11 protein-coding genes are annotated in these 16,579 nt (G+C 60.5%); 3 read left to right on the top strand and 8 right to left on the bottom strand.

Annotation, left to right across the window (positions count from 1 at the left end; genetic code table 11):
* Window positions 1–6: 6 nt before the first annotated feature.
* Together HMPREF2614_RS01930 and gltB are read right to left on the bottom strand one after the other, a co-directional pair.
* A complete protein-coding gene (locus HMPREF2614_RS01930; protein ID WP_049181232.1) occupies window positions 7–1,548 on the bottom strand; it encodes a glutamate synthase subunit beta in 1,542 nt (513 codons plus the stop codon).
* Complete coding sequence (gltB, locus tag HMPREF2614_RS01925) at window positions 1,541–6,163, bottom strand: glutamate synthase large subunit (protein WP_070560015.1); 4,623 nt, start codon at window positions 6,161–6,163, stop codon at window positions 1,541–1,543. Before gltB ends, HMPREF2614_RS01930 begins: the two co-directional genes overlap by 8 nt.
* Window positions 6,164–6,488: 325 nt before the next feature.
* Here gltB and HMPREF2614_RS01920 point away from each other — a divergent pair, with 325 nt between their 5' ends.
* Both HMPREF2614_RS01920 and HMPREF2614_RS01915 read left to right on the top strand, forming a co-directional pair.
* Window positions 6,489–7,334, top strand: a complete 846-nt coding sequence (locus HMPREF2614_RS01920; RefSeq protein WP_235191220.1) for an HNH endonuclease family protein — start codon at window positions 6,489–6,491, stop codon at window positions 7,332–7,334.
* Window positions 7,335–7,874: 540 nt separating this feature from the next.
* On the top strand, window positions 7,875–9,572 hold the full coding sequence (locus HMPREF2614_RS01915; protein ID WP_038627201.1) for an AMP-binding protein: 1,698 nt from the start codon (window positions 7,875–7,877) through the stop codon (window positions 9,570–9,572).
* A gap of 30 nt (window positions 9,573–9,602) precedes the next feature.
* On the opposite strand, the gene HMPREF2614_RS01910 is transcribed toward HMPREF2614_RS01915, so the two are convergent.
* Window positions 9,603–10,334, bottom strand: a complete 732-nt coding sequence (locus HMPREF2614_RS01910; RefSeq protein ID WP_038627199.1) for an SDR family oxidoreductase — start codon at window positions 10,332–10,334, stop codon at window positions 9,603–9,605.
* Window positions 10,335–10,359: 25 nt separating this feature from the next.
* Window positions 10,360–11,121, bottom strand: coding sequence for an SDR family oxidoreductase (locus HMPREF2614_RS01905; RefSeq protein ID WP_070559965.1), 762 nt, complete (start codon window positions 11,119–11,121; stop codon window positions 10,360–10,362).
* A gap of 183 nt (window positions 11,122–11,304) precedes the next feature.
* On the opposite strand from HMPREF2614_RS01905, the gene HMPREF2614_RS01900 reads away from it, so the two are divergent.
* Entirely contained in the window at window positions 11,305–13,365 is a 2,061-nt protein-coding gene (locus tag HMPREF2614_RS01900) for an oxidoreductase (RefSeq protein WP_070559963.1), read from the top strand.
* A 5-nt stretch (window positions 13,366–13,370) separates the two neighbouring features.
* Here the strand turns inward: HMPREF2614_RS01900 and HMPREF2614_RS01895 are convergent, their stop codons facing one another.
* From HMPREF2614_RS01895 to HMPREF2614_RS01880, 4 genes are all read right to left on the bottom strand, one after another.
* Window positions 13,371–14,033 carry a nitroreductase family protein gene (locus HMPREF2614_RS01895; RefSeq protein WP_070431857.1) on the bottom strand — a complete coding sequence of 221 codons (663 nt, stop codon included), beginning with the start codon at window positions 14,031–14,033 and terminating at the stop codon, window positions 13,371–13,373.
* Window positions 14,034–14,036: 3 nt separating this feature from the next.
* On the bottom strand, window positions 14,037–14,537 hold the full coding sequence (locus HMPREF2614_RS01890) for a methylated-DNA--[protein]-cysteine S-methyltransferase (RefSeq protein WP_048731960.1): 501 nt from the start codon (window positions 14,535–14,537) through the stop codon (window positions 14,037–14,039).
* 12 nt (window positions 14,538–14,549) lie between these two features.
* On the bottom strand, window positions 14,550–15,497 hold the full coding sequence (locus HMPREF2614_RS01885; protein ID WP_038627187.1) for an alpha/beta hydrolase family protein: 948 nt from the start codon (window positions 15,495–15,497) through the stop codon (window positions 14,550–14,552).
* A 153-nt stretch (window positions 15,498–15,650) separates the two neighbouring features.
* Window positions 15,651–16,544 (bottom strand): cation diffusion facilitator family transporter, encoded by an 894-nt coding sequence (locus tag HMPREF2614_RS01880; RefSeq protein WP_016421781.1) that lies wholly within the window; start codon window positions 16,542–16,544, stop codon window positions 15,651–15,653.
* Window positions 16,545–16,579 lie beyond the last annotated feature (35 nt).

Genomic DNA, 16,579 nt, shown 5'->3' with positions numbered 1-16,579 from the left:
CAGGGTTTACAACTTAATTGGAGCGTCTTCTGGCTCCACCGCGCGAGGCAAGTTGGACTCGCCCATCAGGTACTGGTCCACGGCCTCGGCGCAGGCGCGGCCTTCGGCGATAGCCCACACGATTAGGCTGGCACCACGGCCATTGTCACCGGCCACGAACACCGGACCGTCGAAGTTCTGCTCGATGTCGCTGCGCACGGCGAGGTAGTCGTCGTCACGCATCATCACACCGCGATCATTGAACTGAATCCCCAGCTCATGCGGCAGGCCCCCGCGCTCCGGGCCGGAGAAGCCCAGAGCAATGAGAACTAGGTCGGCATCGAGCTCGAAATCCGTGTCCTCCATGGGCACGCGCTTCCCATCGATGACCTCGACCTCGTTGGCGGACAGACCGGTCACGTGACCGTCCTCGCCGTGGAAGGAGACGGTGTTGACGTTGAAGACGCGCTTGCCCAGCGTCTCACCGGTGACGCGAGCGTTAAGGCCGAGCGCCTCGGTAACCTCTGGCGGCTCGGAACCGGTGATGGTGTACTCACCTTCTTCGTGGGCAGTAGCTACGCGCCAGACCAGCGGATACATCGGCCACGGAGTCGACGCCGCACGGGACTTCGGAGCCCGCGGACGGATATCGAACTGCGTGACGGACACCGCTCCCTGGCGCAGCGCGGTACCGAAGCAGTCAATGCCGGTGTCGCCACCACCGATGACGACAACCTTCTTGCCCTTGGCATCAATTGGCGGGGTGTCGAGCTCGCCTACGGCAACGCGGTTGGCGCCCGGCAAGTACTCCATAGCCTGGTGAATGCCCTCGAGGTCACGACCATCGACAGGTAGGTCACGGGCAAGTGACGCACCGGTAGCTAGAACAACCGCGTCGAATTCGGCCAGGTCAGCGGCGGTCGGTGAGACGTTGGTGCGGAACTCGGTGCCCTCAATCTCCATCTGCTCAAGGCGACGGTCGAGGAAGCGCTGCTCCATCTTGTAGTCCGGTACACCGTAGCGCATCAGACCACCGATCTTGTCGTCACGCTCGAAGACCGTGACATCATGCCCGGCGCGAGTCAGCTGCTGTGCTGCAGCAAGGCCCGCCGGACCGGAGCCGATAACAGCGATGTGCTGACCGGTGTCGAAAGTCGGCACAATCGGCTGCACCCAGCCCTCATCGAAGCCGCGTTCAACGATGGCCAGCTCAATACTCTTAATGGTCACCGCATCGTCGTTGATGCCGAGCACACAACCGCCCTCGCACGGAGCCGGACACAGGCGACCGGTCCACTCGGGAAAGTTATTGGTGGCGTGCAAGCGCTCGAAAGCCTCGTGCCAGCGGTTCTGACGAACCAGGTCATTCCACTCCGGAATGATGTTGCCCAGCGGGCAGGTCGAGTGACAAAACGGCACGCCACAGTCCATACAGCGGGTCGCCTGCTGTTGCACCTGCCCGTTGCTAGCCTCCTCATAGACCTCTTTCCAGTCCATCAGACGCAGCGGAACCGGGCGATGAGCAGGCTCTTCGCGCTGGAATTTCATGAAACCCTTCGGATCAGCCATTGCTTACTGCCTCCATGATTGCCTCGTTGATGTCAGCGTCGTTGTCCTTTGCCTTCGCGACTACGTCGAGAATTCGGGCGTAATCACGCGGCATGATCTTGATGAACTGTGCAGCCGGGAACCGAGTCTTGGAACCCGTGAGCTTGCGGTGCTTCGACAGCGTGGCCTCCAGCCAGCTGATGTCCTCATCACCCAGCGGCACGATGTCGACCAGCTCGGTGTTGATGTTCGCCCGCGTCGCCTCGTTATCCAGCAGATAGGCGATACCGCCACTCATACCGGCGCCGAAGTTGTGACCTACCGGACCCGCCACTACGACGCGGCCACCGGTCATGTACTCACAACCGTGGTTACCGATGCCCTCGACCACGGCCGTAGCACCGGAGTTACGCACGCAGAAGCGCTCACCGACAGTGCCGCGGACGAAGATCTCACCACTGGTGGCACCGAAACCAATGACGTTGCCGGCAATGGTGTCGGTAGCCAGATCCGCGGTCGGCGGAGCCGAACGTGAAGGTCGGACCACAATCTTCCCGCCGCACAGTCCCTTGCCGACGAAGTCGTTAGCATCGCCCTCCAGCTTGATAGTCACACCGGCCGGCAGGAACGCGCCCAGCGAGTTACCGGCGGAACCGAGCAGGTTGACGACGATGGAGTCGTCGGCAAGCCCATGCTTACCTGCGACTTTGGTGACTTCGTACCCGAGCCGCGTGCCCACGGAACGGTTCACATTGCTGATGGCGTGGTGCAGCGCCACTGGCGTCGGCGCCAACCCATTCGCGCGCGCCGTGCGCAGGGCCGGCTGCGCTTCGTCGATGAGACGCTCGTCCAGCGCACCCTCGAGGCCATGATCCTGCGTCTTCGTGCAGTAGGAATCCTGGTCCGCAAAGAAGGGGCTTTCGGCAACGTGCAGGATTCGCTCCAGGTCAAGCTTTGCGACGCGCGGAAGGTTGCCCAGATCCTTGCGCGGACGCAGGCACTCGGCATGTCCGACCGCCTCATCGATGGTACGGAAACCCAGTTCAGCGAGGTATTCACGGACCTGCTGGGCGATAAAGGTGAAGAAGTTGACCACGTGCTCGGCACGGCCGGTGAACTTGCTCCGCAACGTCGGATTCTGGGTGGCAATACCGACTGGGCAGGTGTCCAGGTGGCAGACGCGCATCATGACGCAGCCCTCCACCACCAGCGGAGCGGTGGCGAAACCGAACTCCTCAGCGCCCAACAGCATCGCGACCACGACATCGCGACCGGTCTTGAGTTGACCGTCGCACTGCACGCGGATGCGGTCGCGCAGCCCGTTGAGCATCAGGGTCTGCTGGGTTTCAGCGAGCCCCAGCTCCCACGGACCACCGGCGTGCTTGAGGCTGGTCAGCGGCGAGGCACCAGTGCCGCCATCGTGGCCGGAGATCAACACGACGTCGGCATGCGCCTTCGAAACACCAGCGGCGACGGTACCCACGCCCTGCTCGGAGACGAGCTTCACGTGAATGCGGGCGCGCGGATTGGCGTTCTTGAGATCGTAGATGAGCTGCGCCAAATCCTCGATCGAGTAGATGTCGTGGTGCGGCGGCGGCGAAATCAGGCCCACGCCCGGGGTGGTGATGCGGACTTCCGCAATCCACGGGTAGACCTTGTTCGGTGGCAGCTGGCCACCTTCGCCGGGCTTTGCGCCTTGGGCCATCTTAATCTGGATGTCGGTGCAGTTGGACAGGTAGTGGCTGGTCACGCCGAAGCGACCCGATGCGACCTGCTTGATGGCAGAGCGCTTCCAGTCGCCGTTGGCCTCCATCTCGAAGCGGTCCGGGTCCTCGCCGCCCTCGCCGGAGTTGGACATGCCACCCAGGCGATTCATGGCAATAGCCAGCGTCTCGTGCGCCTCCGCGGAGATGGAACCGTAGCTCATCGCGCCGGTGGAGAAACGCTTGACGATGCTGGAGACCGGTTCAACCTCTCCAATGTCGATCGGCTCGCGATCCGAGACGAACTCGAGCATGCCGCGCAGAGTTGCCAGCTGCTTGGTCTGCTCATCGACCTTGTTGGTGTAATCTCGGAAGACCGCGTACTGACCAGTGCGGGTCGCATGCTGCAGCGTGTAGATGGTCTCCGGGTTGAATAGGTGGTACTCGCCTTCGCGGCGCCACTTGTACTCGCCGCCGAGATCCAGCTCGCGGTGTGCTTGCTCTTCCGGACGCGGCAGGAATGCGCTGCGGTGGCGAGCGGCAACATCTTCTGCGACCTCGTCGAGGCCAATGCCCTCCAGCGGAGAAACAGCGCCGGTGAAGTACTCGTCCAAGAACTCCTGCGACAGACCGACGGTGTCAGCCAACTGAGCACCACGGTAGGACTGCAGCGAGGCGATACCCATCTTGGACATGATCTTCAGCACTCCCTTGGAGGCTGCCTTGCAGTAATTTGAGCAGGCCTGATCCAGCGTCAAATCACCGAGCTGATCCTTCATGCGCAGCTCATCGATGGTTTCGAAGGCCATGTACGGATTGATGGCATCGGCACCGAAGCCCAACAGCATGGCCATGTGATGCACCTCGCGGGCGTCGCCAGCCTCAATGATGAGGCTGGCACGCGTGCGAGTGCGTTCCTCCACCAGGTGGTGGTGGACCGCAGAGGTCAGCAGCAGTGATGGGATGGGCGCAAAGCGCTCGTTGGACTCACGGTCAGACAGCACAATCAGTCGAGCACCGCGGTCAATGGCCTCGGAGACCTCACGGCGGACACGACGAATAGCGTTGCGCAGGCCACGGCCACCGCGGGCGACCGGGTACAGGCCGGAGATGACCTCGGCGCGGAACTCGGAGTACTCCTCGTTCTTGCCCGCCTGACACAGGGTGACAAAGTCGTGGTTGTCCAGGATTGGATGCTCTAGCCGGATACGACGGGCGGCATCGGCAGTGGGCTCCAAGATGTTGGTCTCTGCCCCCAGCAACGTATTCATGCTGGTGATGGACTTTTCGCGCAGCGAGTCCAGCGGCGGGTTGGTCACCTGTGCAAACCGCTGCGAGAAGAAGTCGAACAGCATGCGAGGTCGGTTGGACAGCGCCGCAATCGGCGTGTCCGAGCCCATCGAACCCAGGCCCTCCGCGCCGGTGAGTGCCATCGGGCGGATGATTAGGTCAACGTCTTCTTCGGTGATGCCGAAGACGCGCTGTCGTAACACCGCGCGGGCATGCGGCATGTACTGGTAGCGCTCTCGTGGCAAATCGGCGATGTCGACCAGGCCTTCTTTGATCCATTCCTCGTAGGGCCCAGTGGCGGCCAGCGTGGACTTAATCTCCTTGTCCTCAATAATGCGACCGGCCTTCATGTCCACCAGGAACATACGCCCCGGCTGTACGCGCGTGCGCTGCACAATCTGCTCCGGCGGGATATCCAAGACACCAGCTTCGGAGGCCATCACCACCAGGCCCTCGTCAGTCACCCAAATGCGTCCCGGCCGCAGGCCATTGCGATCCAAGGTGGCACCGATGACCTGGCCGTCGGTAAAGCAGATAGCGGCGGGGCCGTCCCACGGCTCCATCAGGCAGGCGTGGTACTCGTAGAACGCGCGAACCTGCGGGCTGAGGTTGTCATCGTGCTCCCAGGCCTGCGGAACCATCATCATGACCGCATGCGGGAGACTGCGACCACCGAGATGCAGGAGCTCCAGGGCCTCGTCGAAACGCGCAGTGTCAGAACCGTTGGGGTCGCACACCGGCAGCGCGCGGTCGATATTGCCCAGCTTGCCAGAGCGAATCAGCGACTCGCGGGCGCGCATCCAGTTTTCGTTGCCGCGCACGGTGTTGATCTCACCATTGTGAGCGACGTAGCGGTACGGGTGTGCCAGCGGCCAGGACGGGAAAGTGTTCGTGGAAAAGCGCGAGTGCACGATGGCCAGCGCGGAAGTAACTTCCTTCTGCTGCAGGTCAAGGTAGAAATCCTTCAGCTGCGGGGTAGTGAGCATACCCTTGTAGACAATTGTGCGGCTGGACAGCGACGGGAAGTACACGGTGTCGCCGCCAGAGCCCTCGCCGGCGCCCCGTTCGCCCAGCTCACGCTCGCAGCGCTTACGCAGGAAGAACATCTTGCGGTCGAGATCAATATCGCTGAGCTGGCGCCCCTCGTAGTTCTTCGCGGTAACGAAGAGCTGACGGAGCACTGGCATAGCCTGACGGGCCATCTGGCCGAGCCCTTCAGCGTCGATTGGTACATCGCGCCATGCCAGGATCTCGATGCCCTCTTCAGCGCAGATGTCTTCAATAGCCCGAATGGCATCGAGAGTAGCCATCCGCGCCTGCGGCAGGAAGGCGATACCAGTGGCGTAGGTTCCCGCCGGCGGCAAAATAACGCCTTCCTTGCTCAGCTCAGCGCGGTAGTAGGCATCCGGAACCTGAATGAGAATGCCGGCACCGTCGCCGGTGGTCTTCTCTGCACCGGCGGCACCGCGGTGGTCGAGATTGACCAGTGCCTGAATGCCCTTTTCCACAATGTCATGGGTCTGGCGACCGTAAATGTCGGCAACAAAGGCCACGCCACACGCATCGTGTTCGTTCGACGGGTGGTAGAGACCTTCCCTCTGAGGACCACGAGGCAATGTGGTCGCTGTTTCGGTCAGAGTCATGGCTGTCTTAGCTGTCATGGCTGTTTTCCCCTTATAGGTGCAATGTGCCAATTGGGGGACACGGGTTATCTATATTTCCAACTGTTTTAACAATGCACTTTCATCTAGGCGTATTGCAATACGTATTTAGGGAATTAACTGTATTTGCCCACCCCCGAAGGAGCTGGACCAGCCTGCCAGCCCGAATAAAACCAGGCTTTTACTACCCGTTTTAATCTCATAACCCCCTAATCGAGCTACCACCCCCACTATCCACGCACAGTTGTTCGATTCTTTAGCAAACCCCCTCCATACCCAATCCCCTCCTACCGCTATGGTTAGCTCCATGCTCGCCAACCGTCGTTTCCGCTCGCCATTACAGGGCCTCGCCCTCCTTATCGGCGCAGCGACAATCCTCAGCGGCTGCACGGATCCCATAGACCCCACTCCAGAGAGCCAGTCGCATAGCCCGGCCCCGGCACCCGCTTTTACGCCCGAGCCAGCGGAACCCGCGCCCGAGATTCCTGAAGCGCCCCACACCCCAGACTCCCCCGGCACCCCAGCGCCCGGCACATCGCCTATCGACGGCATCCGTAGCGCCCTCAACCAGCTGGAGATAAAAGGGCGCGCACCGAAAACCGGCTATGCGCGCGACGAATTCGGGCAACGTTGGAGCGATGACATCTCTGCCGAGTTTGGCCACAACGGATGTGACACGCGGAACGACATTTTGAATCGTGACCTTATTAATAAGGAGTACAAACCAAATACTCGCGATTGCGTCGTACTTTCGGGGCAACTACTGGATCCCTACACTGGCACGATGATTGAGTTTCAGCGCGGCCGCGACACCTCTTCCGCCGTGCAAATCGACCATGTTGTGGCCTTGAGCGACGCCTGGCAAAAGGGAGCACAGCAGCTCTCACCTGAGGTTCGGCAGGACTTTGCCAATGACCCCCTCAACCTCTTGGCCGTCGATGGTCCCGCTAATCAGCAAAAGCGAGATAGCGATGCCGCATCCTGGGTACCCGCCAACAAACCATTTCGCTGCCAGTATGTCGCTCGCCAGGTGGCGGTAAAACAGAAATACAACCTGTGGGTCACGCAGGCGGAGTCCGATGCCATCGACCGTTGGCTCTCCACCTGCACACCAGAGGATGAGCCCGCGCTTGCCGCTCTAACCCTGAATTAGGGCAACCGTTTCCGACACACACCGACACCACACTTCTAGGCTCAAGCCGGCGAATATGTCACCTATTTAGCTACGCGCTCGCAACCCCCGCCCCTCCTAGTCGCGAACGTTTCTGTTTTTCTGAAGAATCCTAGCCCCTAATTTCTGGGGGCGACCGCCATTCACTCACGGCCCACTCCCCTCAAACAAACCAACCGAAAACCCCTGGGTTCATAGAGTTATATAGGTCAATATCGGAATTGATATCGTTACCACAGTGTTATCATTTCGTTACGTTTGCCACTTTCCATCGGTTTATAACCGTTTGATAACACTGTATCCTCGAGTCCGTTCGCGAAAAAGGTATCCGTCATAAAGCACTGCGCACACTACTTGCGCATCTTTCACATTTCTTTGTCGAAACTACTTTTTGACGCGGCACAGGTTTGTTAAAGTCTGGTTGTTACAAAATCGCACTATCGTGGTTGATGGTGTCAATGTGACTGGAGAGTCGCTTGACGCTATTAGTCGCTTGTCCATCATCTTGGAGGATTCTCACCCATGGCAGCTGAAATGAAGGCTCCGGAAGTACCACTTGGGCTCCAAATCAAGGCTTTTGCCCAGTCGATTCCACCACTCCTGCGTACCGGCGCCCTGTACATGACTCCGAAGACGGCGCCGAAGATCCTCGATTACCTGCGTCGCTTGAAGTTCTCCGTCGCCAGCCTTATTTCCATGAGTGCGCTGCGCTACCCGGATCGCCTCGCCCTTGTCGACGATGACGGTGAACTCACCTATTCTCAGCTGCTCGACAACTCTCACGCCCTGGCTCGCGCCTTGATAGACCGTGGCATGACCCAGAAGTCCAGCTTCGGCGTTATCGCACGTAACGGCCGCGGCATCATCCTGCCGATGGCCATCAAAGGATTCATCGGCTCCGAAATTATGCTGATGAATATCGGCTCCGGCCCGACTCAGATCCGCGGCGTCGTTGACCAGAATAAGGCCAAGTTCCTGTTCGTCGATGACGAGTTCCTGGGCAATCTGCCGGAAGACCTCGACGATGTCACCGTCGTTATTACCTCCGTGACCAAGCCGGAGACCCGCAAGAACGCAGGCAAGAACTTCCTGTTCATGGAAGACCTCATTGAAGAAGGTCGTACATCGAACGCCAAGTTAGATCCGAAGCCGGAGCAGGGACGCATCATCATCATGTCCTCCGGCACGACCGGCATCCCGAAGGGTGTCCTGCGCAATGAGCCGAAGACACCGGCAACTGTGGGTGCAATCGCCGAGCGTATTCCGTGGCGCCGCAACATGGTCATTCACCAGTCCGCATCCATGTTCCACGCCTGGGGCTGGGCAAATGTGCTGATTGGCATGGCTACCGGCTCCACCATTGTCACCATGCGTGTCTTCGACCCGAAGAAGGCTGTTGACCAGTGTGAGCAGTACGGCTGTAACGGCATGATTTCCGCGGCCTTCTTCCTGCGCCAGATTAAGGACGTTCTGGATGAGGAGCCGAACCGCAAGATTGGCCCGTTCCGCTTCATCGTCTCCTCTGGTAACGCCATCCCGGGCTGGCTCGTCTCCGCGCTGACTCACCGCTTCGGTCCGGTTATCTGTAACTTCTACGGCTCCACCGAGGCCGGCCTGTGCTCCATCGCATCCGGCGCGGACCTCGCAGCTCGCCCGGACTCCGCAGGTCGACCGGCAATTGGCGCCAAGGTTCGCATCCTGGGTGACGACGGCAAGGAAGTCGAGCCGGGTGAGGTTGGCATGATCCACACCGCTCAGGAGCTCTCCTTCATCGGTTACCTGAACAAGAAGGACAAGTTCACCACCGTCGATGGCCTGTTCCAGATCGGTGACCTCGGCCGTATCGACCAGGACGGCTACCTGTACATCTGTGGTCGCTCCGACGACATGGTGATCAAGGGCGGCGAGAACGTCTTCCCACGCGAGGTCGAAGAAATTCTCGGCCCGGTGCCGGGCATCGCCGACGTCTTCTGCCACGGCAGCAACGAAAACGACGAGATTTTCGCTGACCTGTTCCTCTACGTTGTTCGCGAGGACAATGAGGCCGGCAAGAACCTCACCGAGGACATGCTGCGCGAGTACGTCCGCGAAACTCTGGCCGAGCACTCCACTCCGGACCGCGTCTTCTTCGTCGACTCCCTGCCGCGCAACGCCATCGGCAAGGTTGTCCCGCGCGAAGTCAAGGCAATGCACGAGCGCCTGAACCTGGACGCTCAGTAAGAAGCCTGTACACGAAAGTGTGCCCACCGGCTATCCGCGCGGGCGCACCTGGATTTCATCCACGTTGGCATCCGCTCCGGTATCAACGGCCAGACGTACTGCGGCTGCGATCGATTCAGGCCGCATGAACTTCGTGCCGTCGTAACGCCAATCCGCATCATCGCGGTGCCAATTCGACTGCAGCTGAACCTGCATATCGGTATCGACGCGTCCGGGGTGCACGGAGCTGACTCGTACCGCGCCACGCTCTTCCTCGCGCAGCGCATCGGTGAAGGCCCGCAGCGCGAACTTCGACGCCGCATACGGCGAAGTACCAGCTGAAGCGCGGAATCCCGAGCCCGAGTTGATGGTCACCAGCGTGCCCTCCGCCTTGCGCAGCGCCGGCAGCAGCTGGCGGGTCAGGTCGGCGACGGCGACGACGTTGATGTCCATGATCCGCGACCAGTCCGCACGCGAAACCTCCGCCACGTCCCCATCGACGTACACACCCGCCGAGTGCACGAGCACATCCAGCCCGCGCCCACCGAGCGCCTCCAACAGCTTTGCCACTTCCGCGTTTACGGCGTCGGCATCACCCAGGTCAGCAACGAATACGCTTGCCGACGGCAACTGCGACGCCACCTTCTCAGCAGACTCAGCACTGGTAGCGCCCACAATGACGTGGTGATCACGGGAGAGATCCTTAGCGACCGCCAGGCCAATACCACGGCTTGCGCCCGTGACCAGGGCAATCTTGGTATCAGCGGCAATATCGATGCTCATATACGGCTCCTCTACGTAGTCGGTTTTACTTCTTCGGCTTCGCGCCGCCCACCTGGTCGATGGGGGTCACCTGCAGGAAGTCGATGTTGACGCGATTCGGGCGGGTGGCCGCGAACACAATGATGTCGGCAACATCATCGGCGGTCAGCGACTCAACGCCGTCGTAGACCGCTGCGGCCTTGGTCTCGTCGCCGTCGAAACGCACGAGTGAGAAGTCGGTGTGGACGCGCCCCGGATCGATTTCGGTGACGCGCACGCCATCGACAGCAACCTCTTGACGCAGGACTTCCACCAGGGCGCGCTCAGCGTGCTTGGCGGCGTTGTAGCCGGCACCGCCGGTGTAGACCTGGCGACCGGCAATCGAGCCGACGGTGAGCACAATGCCGCTGGTGGTCTTCAGTGCGGGCAGCAGTGCGCGGGTGACGCGCAGGGTGCCCAGCACGTTGACGTCGTACATCCAACGCCATTTTTCCTCGACAGCGCCTTCAACCGACTCCATGCCCCAGGCACCACCGGCGTTGTTTACCAGCACGTCGACACGCGGTTCAGCCTTAGCCAGCGCCACCACATCGTCGTCAGAGGTGACGTCAACCTTGTAGACTGTCGGTTCACCACCGGCAGCGCGGATCTCCTCCGCGACAGCCTCGAGCTTGTCCTCGCGGCGGGCTCCCAACACAACGCGAAAACCTTCAGCTGCGAACTGCTTGGCAGTGGCTGCACCAATACCGGAAGAAGCACCGGTAACTACAGCTACTTTCCTGCCATTAGTTGAAGTTTCAGAGGTCATGAGGGCTCAACTCCTTGCTACATGCGTCTACTGATATCCCCGACTGTAGTCATAGGACACCTTCCTCCGCCGAAGACTGCGTGTGCTTTACACCTGATGTTCCACGTGAAACGTATATAAAACTGTGCAAAAATTTTTCCGATTCACCGCATGCACAGCCGTTAAAACCGCGATACTGGTTGCATGTCTGACCAGCCTCACTTCTCACATCTTCTCTCCCCTCTCGACGTCGGTCCTCTAACTCTGCGCAATCGCATCATCATGGGTTCAATGCACTCCGGTCTGGAAGATCGCACCCGTGATATCCCTAAGCTGGCTGCCTATCTGGGTCGGCGTGCCGAAGGTGGCGTGGGACTCATCGTCACCGGCGGTTATGCTCCCAACATCGAGGGTTGGCTGACTCCGGCCAGTTCGATGATGGCGTCGAAGCGCATGGCGGACAATCACCGCCGCGTTACTGACCTCGTGCACTCCCACGGCAGCCACATCGTGCTGCAGGTGCTGCACGCCGGTCGTTACAGCTACAGCCCGCTGGCTCGCTCCGCCAATACCGGTCAGTCACCGATTAGCCCGTTTAAGGCTCATCGCCTCACCGGCTTTGATGTCTCACGCACCATTGGCGCTTATGTCCGCGCCGCGAAGCTCGCGAAACGCGCTGGTTACGACGGCATTGAGGTTATGGGCTCCGAGGGTTACCTGCTCAACCAATTCCTGGCCGAGCGCACTAACCACCGCTCGGACAACTGGGGCGGCAGCGCCGAGGCTCGCATGCGTCTGCCCATCGAAATTGTTCGCCGCATTCGCGCCGAAGTGGGCGAGGACTTCCTGCTTCAATACCGCATTTCGCTGCTTGACCTGGTGGAAGACGGCCAGACCTGGTCCGAGACCACTGAACTCGCGCAGCGTCTGGTCGAGGCTGGCGTCGATGTCTTCAACACCGGCATCGGCTGGCACGAAGCACGCGTCCCCACCATCGTTACGTCCGTGCCGCGCGCCGCATTCACGGATCTGACTGGTCGTCTCCGTTCGCTTGTCGACGTCCCGGTCGCAGCCTCCAACCGAATCAACCGCCCTGAGGTTGCGGAGAAGATCCTCGCTGACGGCAATGCGGACCTGATTTCCATGGCCCGCCCACTGCTGGCTGACCCGGACTTCGCCATCAAGGCGGGCGATGGTCGAGCTGACCAGATCAACACCTGTATCGCCTGTAACCAGGCCTGCCTGGACCACACCTTCGCGGCCAAGCGCTCCACCTGTTTGGTCAACCCGAAGGCGGCTTACGAAACCGAGCTGGTATCCGTGCCGGTTGCGAAGGACAAGGCCAAGCGCGTCGCCGTCATCGGCGCTGGTGTGGCTGGACTCGCTTTCGCGGAAGCCGCAGCTCAGCGCGGTCACCAGCCGGAGATTTTCGAGGCCGCCGATCAGATTGGTGGCCAGTTCAACCTCGCCGCACAGATTCCGGGCAAGGAGGACTACGGCGAGACGCTGAAGTACTTCTCACGTCGCCTGGAGGTGCTCGAAGTTCCGGTTCACCTGAACACGCGTGCCGACGTCGACGAGCTCAAGACCAAGTTTGACCACGTGATTGTGGCCACGGGTGTCACCCCACGAATCCCGGGCATTGACGGTATCGACCACGAGAAGGTCATTCGCTACGACGAGCTGCTCTCGGGTGCGAAGCAGGCCGGTAACAAGGTGGCCGTCATCGGTGCTGGTGGTATCGGTGTGGACGTGTGTGAGTACCTCACGCGCAAGCCGAACCAGACCATCGAGGCCTGGAAGGACGCCTGGGGCGTCGGTGACCCAGCGGAGTTCCGCGCGGGTCTGACCAAGCCGGGCACGGTCTCTGGCGCGGCTGAGGAGTTTGAGGTCGAGCGCGAGGTGCACCTGCTGCAGCGCAAGACCTCCCGCATCGGCAAGGGCCTGGGCAAGACCACTGGTTGGGTTCACCGTGCGGAGATTAAGAAGGCCGGTGTCAAGCAGTACACCGGCGTCACCTACAACCGTATCGATGACGAGGGTCTACACATCACCATCGATGAAAAGCCACAGGTCATCGCAGTTGACAACGTGATTGTCTGTACTGGACAGGTATCCAATCTGGACTGCCTGGGCGACAAGGATCGCGAAAGCGTCACCGGCGAGAACTCCAATGTCACCATCATCGGCGGTGCAGACGTGGCCGCTGAGCTGGACGCAAAGCGTGCCATCCGCCAGGCCGTCGAGGTAGCGCTCGCGCTGTAGGGCTGCTACCCCTCGTAGCGGTCGGTGTAGACGCGCTGCTCGAACTCGAAACGGCCCGGGTGAGCCGGGAACTCACCCGGGACACCGATGGCCAGCAACAGCGCTATCGCCACATCGGTGTCACCGGCACCGATAGCTTCCTTGACCTTCTGCTCACTAAAGCCCGTCATCGGGGAGCTAGCCCAACCAAAGGCGCTGGCAGTGACCATAGCGAAAGAAGCGGCAATCATGGCGTCGCGGATTGCGAACTCGCGGGAGAGACCCTTTTTCTCGCGGGCCTCATGGAAGGAGGTCATCGAGGCCTCCCGCTCAGCGGCGGCAACTTCGTCCCACAGGCCAGTGGCCTTGTTGGTCTCAACCAGGCGCGGAATACCGCGCTTCCAGCCGGTCGGCTCACCAATGAAAGCGAGTAGCAGCGGCGCATTGGCAACCTGCTTCTGACCACCGGCAGCTTCCACTACCTTCTGACGCACCTCAGGGTCCTCGATACGCACAATCGCGCGGGACTGAATGTTAAAGGCGCTGGGAGCTTCCAAAGATAGCTCCAGGAGGCGGCGCACGTCAGCGTCGTCAAGAGGTTCGTCCGCATAGACGCGTGTGGCACGACGGTTGCGGACGATGTTCTCAAATTCGGTGGCGAACTGGTCGCGCGGAGAATGTGAAGTCATGCATTAGAGATTAGCGGGTGGCCAACCTTCGAGTTCGAGTAGCCAGCGCTTCATTTCGCGGCCACCGGCATAGGCACCGAAAGATCCCGCTCCCCCACTGGCGGGCACCACGCGGTGACAGGGAATCAGAATACCCAGCGGATTGGTGGCACAGGCCGACCCGGCAGCCCTGGCGGCACGGGGTGAGCCGGCCATCTCGGCAAGCTCGCCATAGGTCACAACCTGGCCATACGGCACATCGCGCAGTGCGGTCAGAGCACGAGCGCGGAAAGAATCCTGCGTGAATACGTCGCAGTCCAGCGGCAGCGCAAACTCACGGCGCTGCCCGGCAAAATACTCGCGGAACTGCTGCGCCGCCAGTTCCGCCACCGCCTGCGCTTCGGGGTCGGCGGCGCTGGGGTCGTCGTCAAGCACGGGACCTAAGAGATTGACTTCGACGACCCCGCGAGCGGAGGTGGCGATTCCAAGCGCACCGAAGGGCGTTTCCACCTTGGCAATCGCCATGAAACCTCCTACTTAGTCCTTGTTGGTCTGGAACCAGTCCAGCAGCTCGTCCCACTCCTTCTCGTGACCGGAGCGGAAGTAACCACCGTACCCCACACCCTTGCCGCCAGCCGGCTGAGCCTGACGCTTTTCAATCTTTTCAGCAGAGCTCATCACATTGGTAATCAGGTCTGCCGAGGACTCCTCAGTCCAGTAATCATCCGGAACGCGGATGGACAGGAACGGCTGCGGAGCCTTGGAGAAGCGATTAGCAAAGTCGAACTCGGAATCGTCGAAGAAGTAGCCTTCCTTGCGAGCCCAGCGCGCCCACTGACGCATGACACCGTTCGGTGGCTCAACAGCCAGACGCCACGCCGACGCCGGAATGTGGCCAGTAATGAAACCGCTTATCGGGCCCAGAATGTTAAAGATGAAGAATGCGCGGACCTTGCCCGCCACGGACGGCACCTTGGAAATACGCATACCGCGGCAGTTGACCAGCGCTGCTGCGTCATAGGTGCCCTCGGAGCCGGCGTAGGCGATGCCGTGACCACCAACCGCGTGGCCGACAGCGAAGTGCGGCACGTCCGGGTAGGTCTCCTTGGCCCACTCGATCACACCCGGAATATCCTTGGTAATCCAGTCCGACATCCGGATGTCTTCATTGTTCTGGTCAGTCTTCAGAGCGGACTGGCCAATTCCGCGGTAGTCATAGGTGATAACGCCGTAGCCCTTTTCTGCCACGGTCTCAGCGAAACGGTGGTAGAAACCCTGCGGCACACCGGTACCGGAGTGAACGGTGATGATGCCGTTGGGAATGTTCTCTGGGTTCTCCTTCGGGCGGAACATGGTTCCGCGCAGCAGGACGCGGTCATTAGCCGGGATAATGATGTCCTGCCGAGGGCACGGCTCCGGCAACTTCGGGCTCTTCGCGGAAAAACGGCTAATTCCAGTGGAAGTGGTTGAGGCTTCGGAGGTCATTTATGCAGTTCCTTCGAGTGGACTTAACAAGTGCATGATTTTGTATACACAATCTTAAAGTGTAAGGCTCATCACTTTCAGCGCTTTCGTGGAATTTGGCTCACTTTGGGTACTGCGCGTTCTTTTAGCCTCTAACGAGCTGCCTCACGCGCGTTACAACTGCACATCCCCATAGGCGCGTTCGTCCTCGATCGGCTCCAGATGCGAGGAAATATGCACACCCGGGAAGCGCTCCCGCAGCTCATCCTCCATCGCAGTGAGCACATCGTGGCCGCGCTCGACGCTCCACGCGCCCGGCACCAGCACATGGAACTCAATGAACTGCTGATGCCCCGACACACGAGTGCGAATCTCGTGAACGTCAATGCCCCGACTCCGATTGCGGTGCGAGGCCAAAATCTCGTCCACCGCCACGCGGTCCTCGCCCTCCATGGCCTTGTCCATCAGGCCGTTACCGGAATCGCGCAGCAGCTTGAAACCGGTGACCAGGATGTTTACGGCCACCGCCAGCGCGATAATCGGGTCGAGCCACCACAGGCCAGTAATCCACACCAGAGCCACACCCGCCAGAACACCGGCGGAGGTCCACACATCGGTCATAAGATGCTTGCCGTCGGCGGTCAGCGCCAGGGAGTTATGCTGACGCCCGGCCCTAAGCAGAATCAGCGCCACCGCACCGTTAACCACCGAGGCAATCACGGTCACGATGAGGCCCAGGCCGATCTGCTCAATCGGCTGCGGGTGCACCAAACGCTCGATAGAGACATAAATAATCGCCGCCGCCGCCACGAAGATCATGGCACCTTCCAGCCCGGCCGAGAAGTACTCTGCCTTGGAATGGCCGAACTCATGGTCGCGGTCCGCGGGCCGCGCGATAACCTTGAGCACGATAATTGCGACAACTGCCGCAACCAGATTGACAATCGACTCCGTCGCGTCGGAAAGCAGGCCCACCGATCCGGTTAGAGTGTAGCCCCAAAACTTCAGCGCGATGGTGACGACCGCCGCCCCCACTGAAAGCCAACCAAAACGAGATAAGTCCTGCATATGCGGGCACTTTACCCGCCTGTCCGGAGTTACTA

The organism is Corynebacterium sp. HMSC074C11, from assembly GCF_001809455.1.
GTDB classification, from domain to species: domain Bacteria; phylum Actinomycetota; class Actinomycetes; order Mycobacteriales; family Mycobacteriaceae; genus Corynebacterium; species Corynebacterium amycolatum.
The sequence above is the reverse complement of the archived record's forward strand: the minus strand, read 5'-3'. Positions and strand labels throughout refer to the sequence as shown.